This window comes from Virgibacillus sp. MG-45 (assembly GCF_036409425.1).
Classification (GTDB): domain Bacteria; phylum Bacillota; class Bacilli; order Bacillales; family Amphibacillaceae; genus LDC-1.
The window spans coordinates 211,063-231,733 of sequence record NZ_JAXOFU010000002.1 but is presented as its reverse complement, the minus strand read 5'-3'; the positions used below and the strand labels follow the sequence as shown (position 1 = coordinate 231,733).

The following is a 20,671-nucleotide window of genomic DNA, read 5'->3' as shown; positions in this document are numbered from 1 at the left end:
TTGTGAAGAGCTTTCAACAATCAATCAATGCGTACGAAAAAGCAGTAGATCTAATGCCTGGCGGGGTTAATTCTCCAGTGCGTGCTTTTAAATCAGTAGGAATGGCGCCTGTTTTTATGGATCATGGAAAAGGTTCAAAGATTTATGATATAGATGGTAATGAATATATTGACTATGTATTAAGCTGGGGACCATTAATTCTAGGACATGCCGATGAGCGTGTTGTACAAAAGCTAAAGGAAGTTGCTGAGAAGGGGACAAGCTTTGGAGCACCAACTACTTTGGAAAACGAAATAGCATCCCTTGTAATTGAACGCGTTCCATCTATTGAGATGATTCGCATGGTTAATTCAGGAACAGAAGCCACGATGAGTGCGTTACGATTAGCAAGAGGCTATACGGGAAGAGACAAAATCTTGAAATTCCAAGGGTGTTATCATGGGCATGGGGATTCATTACTTATTAAAGCAGGTTCTGGTGTGGCAACGCTTGGCTTGCCAGACAGTCCAGGAGTGCCACAATCAGTAGCAAGTCAAACGATTACTGTTCCATACAATGACATCGAGAGTGTAAAACTTGCTTTTGATAATTTTGGTTCAGAAATTGCAGCAGTAATTGTAGAACCGGTTGCTGGAAATATGGGTGTTGTTCCACCAACTGAAAACTTTCTCACCGGCTTAAGGGAGATTACCGAACAAAATGGAACATTACTCATTTTTGATGAAGTAATGACCGGCTTTAGAGTAGGCTATCATTGTGCACAAGGTTATTTTGGTGTCACGCCTGATCTTACGTGTTTAGGTAAAGTAATTGGAGGAGGACTTCCAGTAGGAGCTTATGGTGGTAAACGGGAAATAATGGAGAACATCGCGCCAACGGGAACGATTTACCAAGCTGGTACGCTCTCAGGAAATCCTCTGGCAATGACTGCTGGGTATGAAACATTAAAGGCATTAGAACATGCTTCATATGAAGAAATTAATTTAAAAGTCGATCGTTTAGTTGAAGGGTATCAGCAAGCGGCTGCGAAATACGGTATTTCACTCCAAGTAAATCGTGCAGGCTCTATGGTTGGGATCTTTTTTGCAGATAACCCTGTTGTAAACTATGAAACAGCTGCAGCCTCTAATCTTGATTATTTTGGACAATATTATCGTTCCATGATTGAAGAAGGCGTATTTCTGCCGCCTTCTCAGTTTGAAGGTTTGTTTATGTCAACAGCTCATACCGATGAGGATATCGAGCGAACGATTAAAGCAGTTAATAAGACTTTCGCAAAACTAGCGAAATAAAGGAATAAACGAGTAGAGTAAAGCTGTTCAGAAACCGATATTACCCTTGGTATCTGGACAGCTATTTTTTGCTTTCTCTTTTGAAAAAGTAATTTTGGAAGGAACGAGGATGTTGAATTATTCCATATGATGTAACTGAGAAGAATTTTTTGAAAAAGATGGCTGTTATTTTCTCGTGATTCATGATAATGATTTTTTGTTCTAAAGCATATCCCCTTCAACTAGGTCATATAGATAAATAAGACAACGGGAGTAAAAATGATTTACATATGCTGAAGGGAGGAAGTCACTTGTCTAATGATCAAGCTATCTTTAGCTTTGAGTTAAACGAAACACTTTATTTTCAAAGAGGACAGGAAGTTGCAGAAATTGTTGGTATTTCATTAGATCCAGAAATATTAATCCAAACGTTTAATGAGTATATTTCTATACGTGGAGTTGTTGAACTACAAGGTGAATATAGAATGGAACCAATGTTTCAAGAAGCGGACGAATATGATGAAGTAGATGATTACGCTGTAAAACGATATGTAGAGAGAGTAGAAGAACAAGCGAATGATTTAGCTGTTTTCGCGCACCGCTTTCCCGTAGAGATTTCTGTGCCAACGTATCGTGTGGAGGATATTGAAAATGTAACAGTAAATATTGCAAGCTTTGATTATGAGATGCCGGATTATACGCAGTTAAGATTACAAGCTACAATTGATATTCATGGAATTAGTGATCGTGCGGATTTAAACACAACAGATACAGCGAAACAACAAGAAGCGGATCGTTTTTCAAAAGAAGAAAATGAAGAAGCCTTTTATATTGATATAAAAAAATCAGAGGAATCAGCATCATCGAGTTATGAATCTGAGTCTTCAACAAAGCATGATGAATCAAGCGAAAGTTCATCTTCTTCAAGTAATGCTGTCGAGTCAACTTCTGAAGAAGAATCAGGGCGTTGGAAAAAGAAGAAAACGCAAACATTAGCAGAGTTCTTTGGAAAGACGGAAGAAGTAGAATCATCATCGTCGGAATCAAGTGGGCAAATGTCATCTGAGGAGTCTTCAATGGAATCGTCATCTTCATGGTATGAGTCATCACGTGAAGCGCACAAGCATAGTGAGAAAGGAAAGGGGAGAAATAAAAGTAGTGTGCCAGATGAATCTATCGAAAGCAGTAGTGCGAGTAGATTTGCTGATTTAAGCTATCTTTCTGATATGATTCGAAATGATGAAGAACGGTATGCTAAAATGCGTCTATGTATTGTGCAAGAAAATGACACACTGGAAAGCATTGCAGAACGTTATCAAACGACTTCAATGCATATCGCTAAAAAGAATAGTTTAGAAGCGGACAGTGTGCAAGCTGGTCAGCTATTATATATTCCCATTCGAAAAAGGGAACGCTAAATAAAGTAGAATATGAAAAGAAAACTAATATTGTATGTATATACCCCTTGCCTATTAGGTCAAGGGGTAAATGAGTGAAATAGGGTGGTGACATATGGAAGCAATTAGAGAAGCATTGTTACATTATGGTATTGCCCCAATGGAGATCGATCAACGAACAAGTCGCATGTTTCGTATTTTTGATGGGAACAAGAGCTATGCATTAAAAAAAAGCAAGCTAAATGCTAATTCTCTTAAAAACTGGGAACATATATATCATTATGGGTATGCCAATGGATTATCCACTATTTTGCCCGTCTATTTAACAAAGGATCGTTCATTATTCGTAAAGATAAATGGTGACTATTACTATTTATCTCCATGGATACAGACGCGATATTTACGTAGTCGTCCAAAGGAAGTGTATCAAGCAATCGGAAAACTTCATTCAGCAACAAAACAGACGAAACCTTATTCTAAAGATGATTCCAAAGATAATATGCTGCAGGATTTTCGACAGTATGCAGCTTATTGCGTTACCTCCCAAAAAAAATTACTGTCAACTGTTGAGAAATTTGAGGCTTCTCATTTTATGTCCCCGTTTGAGCTTCAAGTGTGCACGCATTATCGTGATATGGAACGCTTATTTTTCTGGCTTCAAAAACGTATTGATCAATATCTTGAGGAACAACAAGAAAGGGACGATTACGTATATAGTATTATTCATGGTAACCTGCATAAGGATCATATCTTACAAGGAGAACAGCTTCAATTCATTAATTGGGAGCAAAGTCGATTGGAGCATCCTACGATAGACATTGCGACCTATATTCAAAGCCAAACAACGTATTATGATACAGATAATGATGAATTAATTTCCCATTTTCAATATTATACAGAAGAAAATCCATTAGCAAAACAAGATAAATATTTATTAGCGCTTTATTTATTACACCCTACTTCATATTTGCAATTGGTAGAGGATGATGTGAAGCAACGCTCTTCAGAAAGTATGATTTCACGTGTGCAGAAGCTAGAGAAAGTGTACCGACAGTTGCTTTTTGGCATTCAGTGGAATGAACAATTGGATGAAGAACTTATGCATCAAGATTTAGAAGAAATGGAAAGCTAAATCCATTCCAAGTAAAATGCGATAAATAAGCCGACAAGCAAACCAAGCAAGAACACATCTAATGTTGTCGGAAAAAATAATGTTCGGATTAATTGATAGATTAAAATTGGCAATGTACATGTTTCAATGACGATGAGACATTTTAATATCCAAGGTGGAAGGCGATAACGATAAAACCTAGCCATTGGAAGCTCCTCCCCTCACTGATTTTTATTGTTTTAATATGATATGTATGAAGCAGGCTTTTTCGTGAAAGAATAAAAAAGATATTGTAAATAAATCTATGTGTATTTTTATAAAGCCCCTTTAAAAATCCAGTTGCTTTTTTAGTCAGCATTCGATATGATAAATTAATAAGTGAAATGTAATGATAGGGAGTAGTACAATACGATGTCCTACAGAGAGGGGAACAGATGCTGGAAGTTTCCTAGGAAAAAGTCGGTTGGAAAGTCGCCCTTGATACAGCTGCTTTGAAATGATGAAGGAATTGTTCTTCACCAAATTAGAGGTAGCCGGACACAAGCGTCCGTTATCAAATTGAGTGTACAAAAATGTTTTATGTTTTTGTAAACAAAGGTGGTACCGCGGAGAAGCCCAAGTCTTTTCGTCCTTTATTTTTAAAGGATGAGAAGGCTTTTTTATTTTAATAATTGTACATTTCATTCAATAAATCATTTTAGGAGGAGAACGGATATGCAAGATGAAAAAAATAATACCTTACCATCCAAATATGACCCGAAAGAGGTAGAAAATGGCCGCTATCAATTTTGGCTAGACGGAAAATATTTTGAAGCAACAGGAGATAAGGAAAAAGAGCCATTTACGATTGTGATTCCCCCACCAAATGTAACAGGGAAGCTTCATCTTGGGCATGCATGGGATACAGCAATGCAGGATACAATTGCACGTATGAAAAGAATGCAAGGCTATGATGTACTATGGTTACCTGGTATGGACCATGCCGGAATAGCTACACAAGCAAAGGTAGAAGCTAAATTGAGAGAGCAAGGGAAAAGCCGCTACGATTTAGGGCGCGATAAATTCTTAGAAACGGTTTGGGAATGGAAGGAAGAATACGCGCAATTCATTCGCACGCAATGGGAAAAGCTTGGACTTGGACTTGATTATTCCAGAGAACGCTTTACGATGGATGAAGGATTATCAAATGCAGTACGAGAAGTGTTCGTCACCCTATATGAAAAAGGACTAATCTATCGTGGCGAGTATATTATCAATTGGGATCCAGCAACAAAAACAGCGCTATCCGATATTGAAGTAATATATGAGGAAGTACAAGGAAAGTTCTATCATATGCACTATCCAATTAAAGATAGTGACGAGACGATTGAAATTGCAACAACAAGGCCAGAGACAATGCTTGGAGATACAGCTGTAGCAGTTCATCCAAAAGATGAGCGTTACCAGCATTTAATTGGGAAGAAAGTAATCCTACCTATCGTTGGTCGAGAAATCGAAATTGTTGCAGATGATTATGTAGACATGGAGTTTGGTTCTGGTGCAGTAAAAATCACTCCTGCTCATGATCCGAACGATTTTGAAATTGGCAATCGTCATCAGCTTGCTCGTGTGCTTGTCATGCATGAAGATGGTACGATGAACAATAATGCGGGAAAATATGAAGGACTTGACCGTTTTGAATGTAGAAAGCAAATTGTCAAAGATCTTCAAAAAAGTGGTGTTCTATTTAAAATAGAAGATCATGTTCATCAGGTTGGTCATTCTGAACGTAGTGGGGCCGTTGTAGAGCCTTATTTGTCTACACAGTGGTTTGTTAAAATGCAACCATTAGCCCTTGAAGCGTTAGCTATGCAGAATACTGAAGACAAGGTGAATTTTGTTCCTGAACGCTTCGAGCGAACTTATTTTAATTGGATGGATAATATACGAGATTGGTGTATTTCCCGTCAGCTTTGGTGGGGACATCGAATACCAGCTTGGTATCACAAGGAAACTGGTGAAGTTTTTGTTGGCAGAGAAGCCCCAGAAGATATCGAGAATTGGCAGCAGGATGATGATGTACTTGATACATGGTTTTCATCGGCATTATGGCCATTTTCCACGATGGGCTGGCCAAATGAAGATGCACCAGATTTCAAACGACATTTTCCGACAGATGTGCTTGTGACAGGATACGATATTATCTTTTTCTGGGTAGCACGCATGATCTTTCAATCAAAGGAATTTACTGGGAAGAAACCATTTAAAGATGTTCTATTACATGGATTGATTCGTGATTCGGAAGGTAGAAAGATGAGTAAGTCGTTAGGAAATGGCGTCGATCCAATGGATGTCATTGATAAATACGGTGCAGACTCGTTACGATATTTTCTCCTTACCGGATCAACTCCAGGTCAGGACTTACGTTTTTATTGGGAAAAGGTAGAATCTACGTGGAACTTTGCCAATAAAGTATGGAACGCATCACGATTTTCTTTAATGAATATGGAAGGATTCTCTTATGAAGATATTGATCTTTCAGGAGAGCTTTCGCTGGCAGATAAGTGGATTCTTACACGATTAAATGAAACCATTGAGCATGTGACGAAGAACGCAACAAAGTATGATTTTGGAGAGGCGGGTCGTCAGCTTTATAACTTCATTTGGGATGAGTTATGTGATTGGTATATCGAAATGGCTAAAATTTCGTTATATGGAGAAGATGAAACAAGTAAGCAAACAACACGGTCTGTTCTGGCATATGTACTGGATCAAACAATGCGAATGCTTCATCCGTTTATGCCTTTTATTACAGAAGAAATTTGGCAACAGCTTCCACATGAAGGCGAATCAATTACCGTAGCTGGTTGGCCACAGGTGAAAGAAGAATTTCATGATCCCAAGGCTGCAGATGAAATGAGGCGTCTTGTTTCCATTATTAAATCAGTTCGTAATATTCGTTCTGAGGTTGATACACCAATGTCACGGGAGATCTCATTGCTTATCCAAGCAGAAAATGATGCTGTCGTTTCCGAGTTAGAAAGTGAACGTCATTATTTAGAACGATTCTGTAATACAGCTGAACTTAGCATTGCTACATCTATCGAAGCGCCAGAAAAAGCAATGACTGCGGTTGTTACCGGTGCAGAGTTATTTTTACCGTTAGAAGGCTTAATTGATTTCGGAAAAGAAATCGAACGGTTAGAAAAAGAGCTTGATAAATGGACGAAAGAAGTGGATCGCGTGCAGAAAAAGCTTGCCAATGCAGGCTTTGTTAAAAAAGCACCTGCTGCAGTTGTAGAAGAAGAAAGACAAAAGGAAAAAGATTATGTAGAAAAACAAGCAAAGGTAAAAGCTCGTTTGGATGAGCTTCGTAAGTAAAATAGTAGGGAAGGGACTTTGACCTTCTTCATTCCATCAGAAAATCGCCCTCGTTATTAGAATAAACGATTAGGGGCGATTTTTTTGTGTTTTAAATTTGCTTATCCATGGTGCGCTTTATAAAGGATAGATAGGTACGCAAAATATTAACATCACTAACAGCACTTAATGTTCTGGAGCCGACAACATCTTCAATTTCATTAAATAATAATTCGTCATTTTTACCAATTAAAAAGTCAATACCGACCATGCCAAAATCGAAGTGTGAAATAATTGGATTAATCATTGCGATTTCTTCTCTAGATAACGTGTACAAGCTAGCAGTACCGCCCAGCTTGTAATTCGCGCGAAAATCTAGACTGCTTTCTCGAAGAACGGCACCGATTATGTCTTTTCCTACAATAAAGACGCGTAAATCCTTTCCTTTCTGTACATTCGTTTGTTGAATGATCCATTCTTTTCCAACTAACGTCTTTAACTGCTGATCCCATTCAGCGATATTCTTTATTAAATAAACGTGCCTTCCACCTCGTCCAGCAACTTCTTTTATTACAAAAGGAAAGGGCATCGGAGGTTTTTCCTTTTGTAACATCTCCTTGGATACAAAGAAGGTATCAACCATAGGAATGCCGAGCTTACTAATCTCAAAATGGGTTAATCCTTTATGATTAGCTATTTTAGCGACCTTAGCAGAGTTGAAAACAGTGACTCCAAGTGATTCAAGAAATTCATTTAATAACGGTTCAACTGTACGAACAATAGCGATATCTGGAAGTTCTACACGTGTAGAATCAATAAATAATGCGCGTTCATTTTCAACTACACCAATTTGCATTGTTTCACGCAATACAAGGGTCAATTGAATATCCTGTTTTTTAGCTTCTTCTTTAAACCACTCGATATAAGCGTGATTATCAGCTGCATCCATTTTTTTATAAATTAGCCAAGCAGTATACATATAAATCTATCTCCTTAATGGGATATCGTTTCGAAAATATATTCCATGATTTTATCCGCTACATTAACACCGGTACAATCTAATAAATTGCGGATATGGGCATTCGAGTTAATTTCACATATGTAAGAAGCATCCTCTTTGCCAAATAATAAATCAACCCCTGCAAAATCCGCTCCGATTGCCTGTGAGCTTGCAATCGCTAGCTGCTTTTCCTTTTCACTAGGTGTATAAGGTTCCATCACGCCTCCAGCAGTAATGTTTGCTCGGAAGTCATCTTTAGCTATCCGCTTCATTGCAGCGACTACGCGATTTCCAACTACCTGTAAACGAATATCCTTGCCATAGCTTGTGGAAATAAATTCCTGAAACACAAAAGGTATTGTTTGCAACTGCTCCGTAATCTGTTCTAGCGCTCTCATCGATTCAATCAAGTATACTTGCTCTCCAAAAGAACCAAATGCCTCTTTGACAACCATTGGGAAGCCAAGCTGTTGTACAATAGTATCAAGCTTGAAGAAAGCTTTAGCATCATGCTGCAGAAATGCTTTTGGTGCAATGATTGTTTTCGGGATAGGGAGATTTTTGCTCGCTAACGCTTGATATGTAGCAATTTTATCATCACTCATTGCAATGGTTTGAGCACGATTAAACACTCGAATGCCGAGTAGCTCTAATTGCTTTGCTAGATAAATATCCTTATCTGTAAAAATAACATAATCTGGTTTTTCTAATGCTGCTTTTTGAAGTAGTTTGCTTTCTTTTCCATCAAGGAAGACAGAAAGATCATTATTTTTGATGATATAGGCCAAGCTTCCTTTCTTTTCTGCAGCTTGTTGTAGCATTTCGGCATAATCCTTGAATTTATTTCCACGTAAGTTTCCATTATATATTATCCATCCTGTTGGCTTCATTGTTAACTTCCTTTCTATATTTCTGCTCATCATAAATTTTAGGCTATATAACTCGAATGATTGAGCAGTTAACCTTTTTAAAGTGATTATGCTATACTTTCTTACATATTGAATGAAAAGAGTGACGATAATGCGTATGAATATTGATCAATTATCACAGTTTCTAAGACAAAGAGAAACACTTGGTATAAAACCTGGACTTGAAAGAGTGAATCGTTTATTAGCCTTGGTCGGAAATCCACAAAATAAGCTAGCTGCTGTTCACATTGCTGGTACAAATGGGAAAGGTTCAACTTTGCAATATATAAATGGAGCGCTACTTGCCAATGGCTACCAGGTTGGTATGTTTACTTCACCAAGTATGGAGGGACTTACCGGTCATATTTTACATAATGGTACCCCTATTTCAGAAACAACATTTTTATTTTTATTTGAGACATTATATCCAGCTATTCAAACGCTAGATAGAGAAAACATGCATCCTACCGTTTTTGAAATCATTACTGCTATGGCAATGCTGTATTTTGCAGATCACGTTGATTTAGCATTAATAGAAGCAGGAATGGGTGGAAGGGAAGATACGACAAATTGTTTTACTCCCGTGCTTTCCATTATAACAAATATTGCATTTGATCATACGGCTTTTCTTGGAGATTCGCTTGCGGAGATAGCTAGTCATAAAGCAGGAATTATTAAAACAAATAGACCTGTAATTACAGGAGAAATAAATGAGGAGGCTCTGCAAGTAATTGAAAACGAAGCGAATCAAAAGCAAGCGTCAATTTTCAGAATGGATAAAGAGTTTTCTTATTCGAATATAACGCAAGACGAACAGGAGCTGCGATTTTTCTGGGAATGTGAAAGTACGAGTACGTTAAAAACTACCGTAACAATTAAAAAGGGGGCATTTTATCAAGTGAATAATGCTTCCTTGGCATTAATGGCTTTGAAGCAATTACAAGCTTCCGGCATTCGCTTAGACTGGGATAACGCTGTGCAATCCTTTCATGAGTCATGTCTAAATGGAAGGTTTGAACATGTCTCTTGCAACCCGGATATTATAATAGATGGCGCCCATAATCCTGCGGGAATGCAAGCTTTCCTTCAAACTGTGGAAAGGCAATATGCTGCTACACCAAAGTGTCTGTTGTTTGCAGGATTCCGAGACAAGAATCTCCATGCGATGATTTCTGCCGCGCTTCCTTATTTTGATGAGATTACAATAACAACATTTGACCACAAACGAGCCGCATCATTGAGCGAATTACAAGAAGTTGTAAACGATCCCAAGATTCGATTTGTGGAAAATTGGCAGGAAGCGATTAACATCAATAACCCTCATGTCACACAATTTATTTGTGGTTCGTTGTATTTTATTAAAATAGTCAGAGAATTCTTGGTAAATAAATAGGACTTATGATATAGTTAAGTTATCATAAAGTTATGAACATTAGGTATAAAGTAATGTTTAAATAAGGATTCTAGGAAAGAGGGTAGCTGAAATGGTAGATAAATGGAAAATAAGTGCACTTTGGTTTGCTTGGCTTCTTTTTTGGCCGGCAATATTATGGGTTTCCTACCATTTCTATTTTATAAATTTGCAAGGTAATATCACTGATATTGCTTTATTTACATTTTTTATTATTGTTGTTGCCTTTTTTCCTTTAACAATTAATAGTGTTCCCATCTTTTTTATTAATGGAATTAGTATTGCTGTATTTCTAGCGTTTGGCTTATTCGTAGAAATTATCGTCACCTTAATTGCTGTTTTATTTGTTATTTTAAAGGTAGGTATTAAGAGGAAGGTCATATATCGTATACCATTGAATATGCTTCTGTTTAGTGCCGGTTCTTTACTTGCTGCCTCTGTTTATCAACTTTTAGGTGGTACGTATGCGCAATCTCAATATCAAAGTTATACTGAAATGATCGCGATTATCGTTTACGCCGTCATTATCGTTGCGTTTAACCATCTTTTTAGTTATCTAGTTCGGCGTTTTTTTTATCGGCAATCCGCACGTTTTTTTGACCGTGGTTTAAAGTGGGAGTTGTTTTCATTTCTACTAGTTATTCCTACTGGCTTCGCGCTTTATATACTTTATGAAGCGATTGGAATACGGGCCTTATTGTTCATTGGGATACCGTATATTAGCATATCCGTCATTTTGAAATTGCTATACTCTTATAAAGAAATAAACTATTACTTGAAGCGAACAGGAGATATTGGGCATCGGTTAGCGCGAAGGCTTGAAGAAAGAGAAGTATATGACGTGTTTCTTCGGGAAATCAAATCGGTACTCCCTTATGATACGGCTTATATTTATTTAGTTTCTAAGGATGAAGCTATGAAACTTGTTACATTTTCGCACAATGACCTTATGGAAGCTAGTGAAGCATTATCCCCGGATATGAAGGAGACATTTAGTAAGAAAACAATGGAAATGAAGCTTCCCTTAGTCTATCAATCAGAGAAGGATTGGAAAAATGAGGATATTCAAATATTTCCGTCTCATACGCAAAGTGTGTTATCAATGCCTATTCAATATGAAAAAGAAGTAATTGGTGTGTTTACCTGTATATCAACAAAAGAAAAAGAATATGAAAGCATGCATGTTAGAATTGCAGATATTTTATCAAACTATTTAGGAGTTGCTATTGAAAATGCTAAAAATTATGAAGTGACAAAAACGAGAAGCGAAAGAGATGCGCTTACGAAGCTATTCAATTATCGATATATGGAAAATGTTATGAAGCATAAAATTGAGGCAAGTTATTCGACTGATACTGGGAACGAATTTTCATTATTGCTTGTTGATTTGGATCACTTTAAACTGATTAACGATTCATACGGACACGAGGCAGGAAATGAAGTGCTTTGTCAAATTAGTAATCTACTAACAGCACATATCGATGCAAATGGAATTGTCGGGCGATATGGTGGAGAAGAATTTATGATTTTGTTATTAAATACAAAATCGAATGAAGCGATAAATATAGGTGAAACGGTACGAAAAACAATCGAGGCGACCCCTTTTTCTATTCAAAACCATTTGTTACCAGCAAAGAAGCCTTTAACAATTCAAGTTACTGCTAGTATTGGAGTTTCTAGTTTTCCATATCATGGTTTGATAGTAAGTGATCTTGTTCGACATGCAGATCGTGCACTTTATATTGGCGCAAAGAAGAAAGGTCGAAATCGTGTAGCATTTCTTTCGCACGATACGGAAGAGAATGTGTTCTGAACAAATCTTTTAAGAAGCGTGACAAATAGTGAGAAATTCCAAGAATGATTAGAATTTATGAAGAATAAAAAGGATACGAGTTTGACAATATTCCCCTTACTTTTTATATGCCCTATGCTAGAGTGAACTTTAAGACAAGCTAGGAAGTGAGGGGACTATAATGAATAGAAAAAAACCAGTAGTCGTAAAACTAAATCAAAAAGATGTTTTAAAAAATGCCAAAAATACGTTTGCTAAATTTCAAGGCGAATCGGATTCTACTGAAAATAATAAAGAGGTTCCGTCTTATATAAGAAAAAGCAGCAATAGAAAGCATCCCCCAAAAAAGAGAGCAAATAATAAAATCGTAAAACCTTTTTTGTTATCCGCGATATCTGCAGTAGCTGTAGGATTATTGCTAGGGTTTATTATGTTAAATATGTTCGGAAATATGGGAGAAAAACCATCAGCTGTCGAACAGCCGGCAGCGCTAACATCTGATTCAGATAATAAATCAAGAGATTCACAAAAAAAAGCAGTGAATCTAATAGATGCTAGCTTTGGTGAGATGAACGCATTTGTATTACAGGGTGGCGTCTTTTCTCAACAAGAAAATGCTGATGTGGTAAGAAAGCAATTTGAAAAATCGGGTTACCCAGCAATTAGCTGGAAAAAAGATACAAATTTTTATGTGCTTGTAGGCTTGGCAACGACGAAACAGGAGGCAAAAACGGTCGCAGACAGTATGAAAGAAAACGGATTTGAAACGTATATAAAAGCGTGGCAGGTTGAAGAAAAGGTACTGCAATTAACGACAGATGAAGACCAATGGCTGCAGTCCTTTTTCGAACATTGGGAGCAAACCGCTGCCTCTATTACTGATGATAATGTGAGTGTAGATAATTGGAATGCACTAATGGAACAGCAATTGAATAAGGGCTCTAAGCTGATATCATTACAGGAAAAAATCCAAGCTAAACAAGATAAGCTGAGTAAGCTTGATCAAAAAGGGTGGCAAGCATTTTTATTAGAACTTTGGAAGGAGTATGCTTCTATCCGTTCATCTTAATAATTGGCAGGTTACGAAATGACTTTTAGTTTATAGATAATGTTTTCTAGTAATAAAATGATTTCTCTAATAGGAAATCTATTTTTTTTTGCATTTTTAAATCGTACAACCATAATATCGGAGGTTGTCTGTCTTTCATTCCTTCGCTATGCTCGAGTTATCTTAAGAAAGGAGGGAATTAAATGAAAGCAGCTTCTATTATGATTAAAGATGTACCAAAAGAAGATCGACCGAGAGAAAGGTTCTTGAAATATGGACCGGATCATCTTAACAACCAAGAGTTACTTGCCATATTGCTTGGAAGTGGTACAAAGGAAGAATCTGTCATGACACTTGCGAATCGTGTACTCATGCATTTTGAAGGAATCAAGCTCCTTCAAAATGCAACGATTGAAGAATTAACAGCAATCAAAGGTATCGGAAGTGCAAAGGGGATTTTACTATTGTCTGCTTTAGAGCTAGGAAAGCGATTAAATCAATATAAGCCGATTGAACGTTATGTAATCCGTTCTCCTGAGGATGGGGCAAACTATGTGATGGAAGAACTACGTAGTTTAACACAGGAGCATTTTGTTGCTTTATTTTTAAATACGAAAAACCAAATTATTCATCAACAAACGATTTTCATCGGCAGCCTCAACGCCTCGATTGTACATCCACGCGAAGTATATCGTGAAGCAGTCAAACGATCCGCCGCATCAATTATTGTTGCCCATAATCACCCTTCCGGCGTGCGCCTGCAAGGTGCATAATTTTAGCGGTTTCATAAGAAATCTAGAACTCCTTACGATGTTCTATGGTCAGCATCTTACTTTACGAGGAAACTCTAATAGGGAACGAAGCATGATGTGAAAAGGGGAATAGACGATAAAGCTATCTATATCGATTCAGTTCTTCAGACCAAGTGATGTACGGTAAAAGCTATACTGCTTGAATCCTAGGCGAATGAGCGATGGGTGCGCCATTATCTACGATAGCTAACAGGTAATGAGGATAAAATGGAGACGTATCGTCTGAGCGTCCATGAAAGCTTTTGCTTTCTCATCCATAGTAAGGTTTATCCTTCAATTCTCTAATAGAGTAAACCGTCAAAAGGGATACCTAACCATCACGCAACTAAAATTATGGATAATGCAGGGATTACCTAAGTGCGAGTATTATAACATTTGTAGCATTGTTTTATGAACACTCCATAAGGTAACGGAGTCTCCATAGTACTCAACGTTTGCTTGTAATGAGTTTAGCATGGGGAAGGGAGACAGGCTGATGAGAACTTTAACTAGAAAGGAGTCATGAACATGGCAAAGAATCCATTTCACCAGTTAAACGTTATAAGGGAAGCCTCTCGAAAAGGTTACATCATTACAGATTGTTATCGTCTCATGTATCACAAGGCATTGTGGCTGAAAGTACACGAAAATTTATATGGAATAAAAGAGAGTAGCAAACGTTTTGATTTTCCATACATGCTGAAAATAGATGGACTCATTGAAAAATTAAAGGCTGGAATATTTCGCTTTAGTGCTGTAAATAATTGTGTGAAGTTAAAAGTGAACAAAAAAACAGCTGTCCTTAATGAAGTGATGTGGGAAAACGAGCTTGTAGGAGAAGGAATTCGCATCATACTAACAAATGTATATGATCCACTATTCTCGGAGCATGCACATGGAAGTAGAAGCGGCAGCGGAAGACATACAGCACTTTCTAGCATTAAAAACAATTGGAAAGAATTAAATTGGTGCTTGAAAGGGGAAATAACAGCTTTGCACGACCATTTGACCCCAGCAAAAGTGGTTCAAAGTATTGCAAAAAAAATCAATGATCGACGCTTTCTTCTTCTTATCCACAATGCAGTAGCAAATGGTGTGCTAAAGCAATCCAAAGCACCTGCAAATTTCGGTAGATCAATATATAATAAGAAACTCTACCTATTGCTAACCGACATTTTCCTAAGACAGTTCGATTGTTTTATTGAGAATCAATTTCTTAAAAGGGAAATGAAACAGTCAAACAACGCTCTGGAAATGGAATATGTGCGTTATCATAATCATTTTGTTATTGGTATTGCTGCTCATAAATACTTTTCCAAAAACACGAGCGAAACTATTCATCATTATTTAGAGAAGAAGCTTTGTATTCCTGCTAATTTACAGATCATTCATTTCGATAAATCCATTCCTTTTCTTGGTTTTCATCTTCGCCGTGAACAGAATAAAGGTCAAATGAAAAAACAACATCCGATAAAAAAGAAAAACACCACTCAAAGCATACGTTTAGAAATCCCGCAAAAGAAATTGCAGGAAGCCGCTAATAAACACAACTATGGAGATCTCATGCGGTATAAATGCACGCATCGCCCCAACCTCATCAACAAGTCAGAAGTCACCATCCTGCGCATGTATAATAAAGAATTATATGAAATAGCAGCCTATTATAGGTTGGCCGATAACTTCCATCAGTTAGATGGCTTCTTTTACTTTGCTCAATGCAGCTTTATTAAAACACTAGCTCATAAAAGGAGAACTACCTTTAGAAAGGTTATCTTAAGTACGAAAAGACATAGACAGGGAGCTATATGTATTGTAAGCAAGGATAAAGCGGGAAATAAATTAACTCACTCTTTTATAAAACGAAATAAATTATCTTTCGAATGAAGTGTAATACATGTTGGGAAGACGTATTGTAAGTAATGGACTTTGCACATTGTAAACAAAAATGAAATGTTTTAATTAGAGTGATCGGTATTTAGATACATGAAATGGATGGACAACGCTTCAGATAATAAATAATCGATGTACACATAAACTAAAAAGAGAGGTATCACTTGTTTCATCAGCTGGCGAGCCGTATACGCTGAAAGGTGTACGTACGGTTCTGAGGGGGGAGCAGTGGAACCTGCTTTAGCGATTAAGCAAGGCACATAGCTTCTACCCTACGACCCCACTCCATCTCAAGAAGATATTCACGTAACGCGACGTTTGGTTGATTCTGGAAAGATTATTGGAATTGAATTGTTAGATCATTTAATAATAGGAGATCGTAAATTTATATCATTAAAAGAAAAAGGATACCTATAAGTACTATCAATTTTATTACTTTTTTCGTATAATTAAATAGACAATCAAAATTAGGCGCCATTTTCGAATCGAGTTGAAATTGGCGCTTCTTAAGATTAGGATACAATAAGCGTATTTTTTAACAAAGTAGTACGTTTCAATAGCTTTTAAAAACGAATTAACCACCATTATTGAGGGAAGTAAAGTCGATTATAAAAAGCTACCCAATTTAGAGTTTATATATTTTGATGCAACTGGAGAGGAAGATTTTTTTGGGCAAATTTAGTTTTTCACAAGACCTAGGAATTGATCTAGGTACGGCAAATACACTTGTATTTGTGAAAGGAAAAGGTGTTGTAGTAAGAGAGCCATCTGTAGTGGCTAAAAATATTGAATCAAACGAAATTGAAGCAGTTGGTAGTTCTGCTCGAAATATGATTGGAAGAACACCAGGTAATATTTCTGTTATCCGCCCAATGAAGGATGGCGTAATCGCAGATTATGATACAACAGCTATTATGATGAAATATTATATTAATAAGGCAATGCGAAAGCGTTCGTTTTTTGCGAAAAAACCGAGTGTCATGATTTGTGTACCTTCAGGAATTACGATGGTTGAAGAAAGGGCAGTTATTGATGCTACAAAGCAAGCAGGAGCAAAGGATGCGTTTCCGATTGCAGAACCATTCGCAGCAGCAATTGGGGCAGGCTTACCAGTATGGGAACCTACTGGTAGTATGATTGTGGACATTGGTGGAGGAACGACTGAAGTCGCAGTAATTTCCTTAGGAGGAATTGTTACTAGTCAATCGATTCGAACAGCTGGTGACGATATGGACGAAGCAATTATCCAATATATTCGTAAAACGTATAATTTGATGATTGGAGAACGATCAGCAGAATCGATAAAAATGGAAATCGGTGCTGCGGGAGAAGTTTTAGAGGATGAAACAATCGAAATTCGTGGGCGAGATTTATTAACAGGTCTACCTAAAACAATAAGTATTACTGCTTCCGAAATCTCTACCGCATTACAAGATACAATTACAGCAATTATAGAATCTGTAAAAGCAACATTAGAAACAACACCACCTGAGCTTGCAGCGGATATTATGGATCGAGGAATCGTATTGTCTGGTGGTGGAGCGCTGTTGAAAAACTTAGATCGTGTAATTAGTCAAGAAACTAAGATGCCTGTGTTTGTCACTGAGAATCCATTAGAAAGCGTAGCAATAGGTACGGGTAAATCATTGGAATACATTCAGCATTTTCGGTCACATCCTAATGTATCCACACGCCCTACCATAGAATAGGTAGGTGTTTCGATGTCATTTTTTCGAAAAAAACGATTGTTTATTCTTTTAATGGGTTTTATCGTTCTTGTTGTTTTGATAGGCTTTTCCATGCAAAAACGCGGAGGACTAACTACGCCGGAGCAATTTATTAATGACGCAGTAGGATGGACACAAAGTGTTATTCAAGCACCTGTTAAACTAATTTCCTCTTTGATATCGAATATTGATGATATTAAAAATACGTATGATGAAAACCAATTATTGAAAGAAAAATTAGCTCAATATAAATCGTTGATTTATGAAGTGCAAGAGTTAAAGCAAGAGAATGAAGAATTAAGAAAAACAATTGATAAAACGAAATCCATTCGTGATTATAATCCAATTCAAGCAATTGTTATCTCACGTTCTCCTGAGCAATGGATGGATAAGGTAACAATTAATAAAGGAAAGCAGGATGGTGTAAAAGAAAACATGGCGGTCATCACGGCGGATGGAATGGTAGGTAAAATTAAAAAAGCATCTCAGTTCACATCTACGGTTCAACTGCTTACAGGTTTTGACCAATTTAACCGGATTTCAGCTACCATACCACGAAAAGATAACAAAAATATCGTTGGGATGATTGAGGAATTTGATGCAGAGAGCAACTCTCTTCTATTCCGGATTATTGAGGAATCAGATAAGGATATTAAAAAAGGTGAGATGGTTATATCCTCTGGAATGGGTGGGGTTTTTCCTTCCGGATTAGTTATCGGGACTGTGAAAGAGGTTATTCCTGATCAATACGGTCTAACACAGACAGCGCTTGTTCAACCAGCAGCGAATATGTATGAAATTGATAATGTAATTGTTGTTGATAGACAGCTTGTTGAAAAGAAAGAAAAGACAGAGAAAGAAGAGGATAAATAATGAAACGCTTATATATCCCTCTTATTCTGTTTTTGTTGTTAGTGTTAGAAGGCGTTGCGTTAGATTTTTTACCAACAACATTCTTTCACGCACATCTAATGGTTGTCCCACATTGGGTTTTGTTATTTTTAATATGTGTTGCAATGTTCTATGAACGAGAGAATGTGCATATTGCTACATTTTATGCTGTATTATTCGGAATGTTAATCGACATTGTGTATACAGATGTATTAGGTGTATATATGTTCATTTATGGAGTAGCAGTATATATTGTTCGTAGTTTAACAAAATATTTACATGCGAATTTTTATGTTGCTATCTTGTTCACGATTTTAATTGTTGGCATTGCAGACACAGCCATTTATATTATTTACACTGTTATTGGCATTACAGATATACAGTGGGACACATATGTGATTTATCGCCTATCTCCTTCTATAATAGCCAATATAATCTTTATGTGCTTGTTGTATCCGCTGGTAGTAAAACGGTTAAAAGTAGAGTAAATAGAAAACCTTTTAAAATGGTGTAAAGGATTGGTTAATAGCTCTGCTAGGATGAGGAATGATGAGGTGAATGCATGTTGCATGAAAAGAAGCAATTAATAACAATAAAGGGAACAAGAGAAGGTCTAACTTTCGTAATCGATGATTCCTGTTCATTTGAAGAGGCATATATTGAACTAGGTGAAAAGATGTCCATAAGCTTAAATCAAAAAGAAGAACCAATTGTACCGGTAGTTGTAAGATTAGGTAATCGTTATATACATAGCGAACAAAAAGAAAAAATTAAAAATTTAATCGAAGCGCAAAATCGATTTTCGGTCCAATCCTTTGAATCTGATGTAATAAGTAAGCAGGACGCGCTTTTATGGCAAGAAAATAGTACAATTAAAGTGGAAAATTGCATCGTTCGATCTGGACAAGTTTTAGAAGTGACAGGAGATTTGCTGTTAATCGGTGATGTTAACCCTGGTGGGAAGATAATGGCTACTGGAAATATATATATTCTTGGTAGTTTACAAGGAATTGGACATGCAGGTACGCTTGGAGATCGAAATGCAATTATTGCTGCATCTTATATGAAACCATCCCAGCTTAGAATTGCAGATTATATAAGTCGAGCACCAGATTATGAGTCAGAAGGTGTATTTATGGAATGTGGCTTCATTGATGAGAAACAAGATAAAATCATCATTGACCGACTTAGTGTGCTGTCGCATCGATTAAAAACGCTTAGCGGGTTCGAAAGGAGAATAAAAAATGGGTGAGGCTATTGTCATTACTTCTGGTAAGGGTGGGGTTGGAAAAACAACCACTACCGCAAATATTGGAACCGCTCTTGCATTATTGGACAAGAAGGTTTGTTTGATTGACACAGATATTGGTCTTCGTAATTTAGATGTAATTATGGGGTTAGAAAATCGGATTATCTATGATATTGTTGATGTTATTCAAGATCGATGCAAATTAAAGCAGGCATTAATTAAAGATAAACGATTTGATTTTCTATCACTTTTGCCAGCCGCACAGACTAGTGATAAATCTGCAGTAACAACAGATGGAATGAAAAAAATTGTTGCCGAATTAAAGCAAGAATATGATTATATTCTTATTGATTGTCCTGCTGGCATAGAACAAGGATTTCAAAACGCGGTGGCAGGAGCAGATAAAGCAATTGTTGTTACGACCCCAGAAAAATCGAGTGTTCGCGATGCTGATAGAATTATAGGCTTACTAGAAAAAGAAGAAATGGAACCACCTACCCTCATCATTAATCGTATTCGTAATCATATGATGAAGAATGGAGATATGCTTGATATTGATGAAATTGTACAAATTCTCTCGATTGATATCATCGGGATTGTAATGGACGATGATGAAGTAATTAAGGCTTCTAACCAAGGGGAACCTATTGCGATGCAGCCAAAGTCAAAAGCGTCGCTTAGCTATCGAAATATTGCGAGAAGAGTTCTAGGTGAAACTGTGCCACTTCAATCATTAGATACAGATGCAGGTATGTTTAGCAAAATGAAGAAGTTTTTTGGTATTCGATCATAGATTTATACTCATTCAAATGCTATTCTGTCTGAAAGCTTTTTCAAGCTATTCGG

General features: G+C 37.0%; 17 protein-coding genes, 1 pseudogene and 1 other annotated feature. Of the genes and pseudogenes, 15 read left to right on the top strand and 3 right to left on the bottom strand.

Features of this window, described 5'->3' with window-relative positions; all coding sequences use genetic code 11:
- Positions 1-2 precede the first annotated feature (2 nt).
- From hemL to SPK86_RS03375, 3 genes are all read left to right on the top strand, one after another.
- Complete coding sequence (gene hemL / locus SPK86_RS03385; RefSeq protein ID WP_284139737.1) at positions 3-1,292, top strand: glutamate-1-semialdehyde 2,1-aminomutase; 1,290 nt, start codon at positions 3-5, stop codon at positions 1,290-1,292.
- Positions 1,293-1,582: 290 nt separating this feature from the next.
- Positions 1,583-2,689, top strand: coding sequence for a stage VI sporulation protein D (spoVID, locus tag SPK86_RS03380; protein ID WP_284139736.1), 1,107 nt, complete (start codon positions 1,583-1,585; stop codon positions 2,687-2,689).
- A 94-nt stretch (positions 2,690-2,783) separates the two neighbouring features.
- Positions 2,784-3,800: a phosphotransferase gene (locus tag SPK86_RS03375; protein WP_284139735.1), complete on the top strand. Its 1,017-nt coding sequence runs from the start codon at positions 2,784-2,786 to the stop codon at positions 3,798-3,800.
- Here the strand turns inward: SPK86_RS03375 and SPK86_RS03370 are convergent.
- A complete protein-coding gene (locus SPK86_RS03370) occupies positions 3,797-3,985 on the bottom strand; it encodes a hypothetical protein (RefSeq protein ID WP_284139734.1) in 189 nt (62 codons plus the stop codon). The two genes, SPK86_RS03375 and SPK86_RS03370, sit on opposite strands and share 4 nt — an antisense overlap.
- A 173-nt stretch (positions 3,986-4,158) precedes the next feature.
- Positions 4,159-4,415: a binding site (T-box leader), on the top strand.
- Between the two features lie 78 nt (positions 4,416-4,493).
- Between SPK86_RS03370 and SPK86_RS03365 the strand changes: the two genes are divergently transcribed.
- On the top strand, positions 4,494-7,139 hold the full coding sequence (locus SPK86_RS03365; RefSeq protein WP_284139733.1) for a valine--tRNA ligase: 2,646 nt from the start codon (positions 4,494-4,496) through the stop codon (positions 7,137-7,139).
- Positions 7,140-7,230: 91 nt separating this feature from the next.
- Here SPK86_RS03365 and SPK86_RS03360 read toward each other — a convergent pair whose 3' ends face one another.
- Together SPK86_RS03360 and SPK86_RS03355 are read right to left on the bottom strand one after the other, a co-directional pair.
- Positions 7,231-8,097, bottom strand: coding sequence for an ATP-grasp domain-containing protein (locus SPK86_RS03360; protein WP_284139732.1), 867 nt, complete (start codon positions 8,095-8,097; stop codon positions 7,231-7,233).
- A 14-nt stretch (positions 8,098-8,111) separates the two neighbouring features.
- A complete protein-coding gene (locus SPK86_RS03355; protein WP_284139731.1) occupies positions 8,112-9,008 on the bottom strand; it encodes an ATP-grasp domain-containing protein in 897 nt (298 codons plus the stop codon).
- Positions 9,009-9,138: 130 nt separating this feature from the next.
- Between SPK86_RS03355 and SPK86_RS03350 the strand changes: the two genes are divergently transcribed.
- The 11 genes and pseudogenes from SPK86_RS03350 (at position 9,139) to minD (ending at position 20,618) form a co-directional block, all read left to right on the top strand.
- Positions 9,139-10,419 carry a bifunctional folylpolyglutamate synthase/dihydrofolate synthase gene (locus SPK86_RS03350; protein ID WP_284139730.1) on the top strand — a complete coding sequence of 427 codons (1,281 nt, stop codon included), beginning with the start codon at positions 9,139-9,141 and terminating at the stop codon, positions 10,417-10,419.
- Positions 10,420-10,510: 91 nt separating this feature from the next.
- A complete protein-coding gene (locus tag SPK86_RS03345; RefSeq protein ID WP_330948656.1) occupies positions 10,511-12,250 on the top strand; it encodes a sensor domain-containing diguanylate cyclase in 1,740 nt (579 codons plus the stop codon).
- A gap of 160 nt (positions 12,251-12,410) precedes the next feature.
- Positions 12,411-13,298, top strand: coding sequence for an SPOR domain-containing protein (locus SPK86_RS03340; RefSeq protein WP_284139728.1), 888 nt, complete (start codon positions 12,411-12,413; stop codon positions 13,296-13,298).
- A 182-nt stretch (positions 13,299-13,480) separates the two neighbouring features.
- Positions 13,481-14,050, top strand: coding sequence for a RadC family protein (radC, locus tag SPK86_RS03335; RefSeq protein WP_284139727.1), 570 nt, complete (start codon positions 13,481-13,483; stop codon positions 14,048-14,050).
- Positions 14,051-14,596: 546 nt separating this feature from the next.
- Positions 14,597-15,952, top strand: coding sequence for a group II intron reverse transcriptase/maturase (locus tag SPK86_RS03330; protein ID WP_330948655.1), 1,356 nt, complete (start codon positions 14,597-14,599; stop codon positions 15,950-15,952).
- A 282-nt stretch (positions 15,953-16,234) separates the two neighbouring features.
- Positions 16,235-16,375 (top strand): annotated as a pseudogene (locus tag SPK86_RS03325) (JAB domain-containing protein); the annotation flags it as partial.
- Between the two features lie 251 nt (positions 16,376-16,626).
- Positions 16,627-17,667: a rod shape-determining protein gene (locus tag SPK86_RS03320; protein WP_284139725.1), complete on the top strand. Its 1,041-nt coding sequence runs from the start codon at positions 16,627-16,629 to the stop codon at positions 17,665-17,667.
- A gap of 12 nt (positions 17,668-17,679) precedes the next feature.
- On the top strand, positions 17,680-18,558 hold the full coding sequence (gene mreC / locus SPK86_RS03315; protein ID WP_284139724.1) for a rod shape-determining protein MreC: 879 nt from the start codon (positions 17,680-17,682) through the stop codon (positions 18,556-18,558).
- Positions 18,558-19,064, top strand: coding sequence for a rod shape-determining protein MreD (gene mreD / locus SPK86_RS03310; RefSeq protein ID WP_284139723.1), 507 nt, complete (start codon positions 18,558-18,560; stop codon positions 19,062-19,064). The genes mreC and mreD overlap by 1 nt, the downstream gene beginning before the upstream one ends.
- A gap of 74 nt (positions 19,065-19,138) precedes the next feature.
- Positions 19,139-19,828 (top strand): septum site-determining protein MinC, encoded by a 690-nt coding sequence (minC, locus tag SPK86_RS03305; RefSeq protein ID WP_330948654.1) that lies wholly within the window; start codon positions 19,139-19,141, stop codon positions 19,826-19,828.
- The gene (gene minD / locus SPK86_RS03300; protein WP_284139722.1) at positions 19,821-20,618 is read left to right on the top strand and encodes a septum site-determining protein MinD; all 798 of its coding nucleotides are present in this window, start codon (positions 19,821-19,823) and stop codon (positions 20,616-20,618) included. Before minC ends, minD begins: the two co-directional genes overlap by 8 nt.
- The last annotated feature ends 53 nt before the right edge of the window (positions 20,619-20,671 follow it).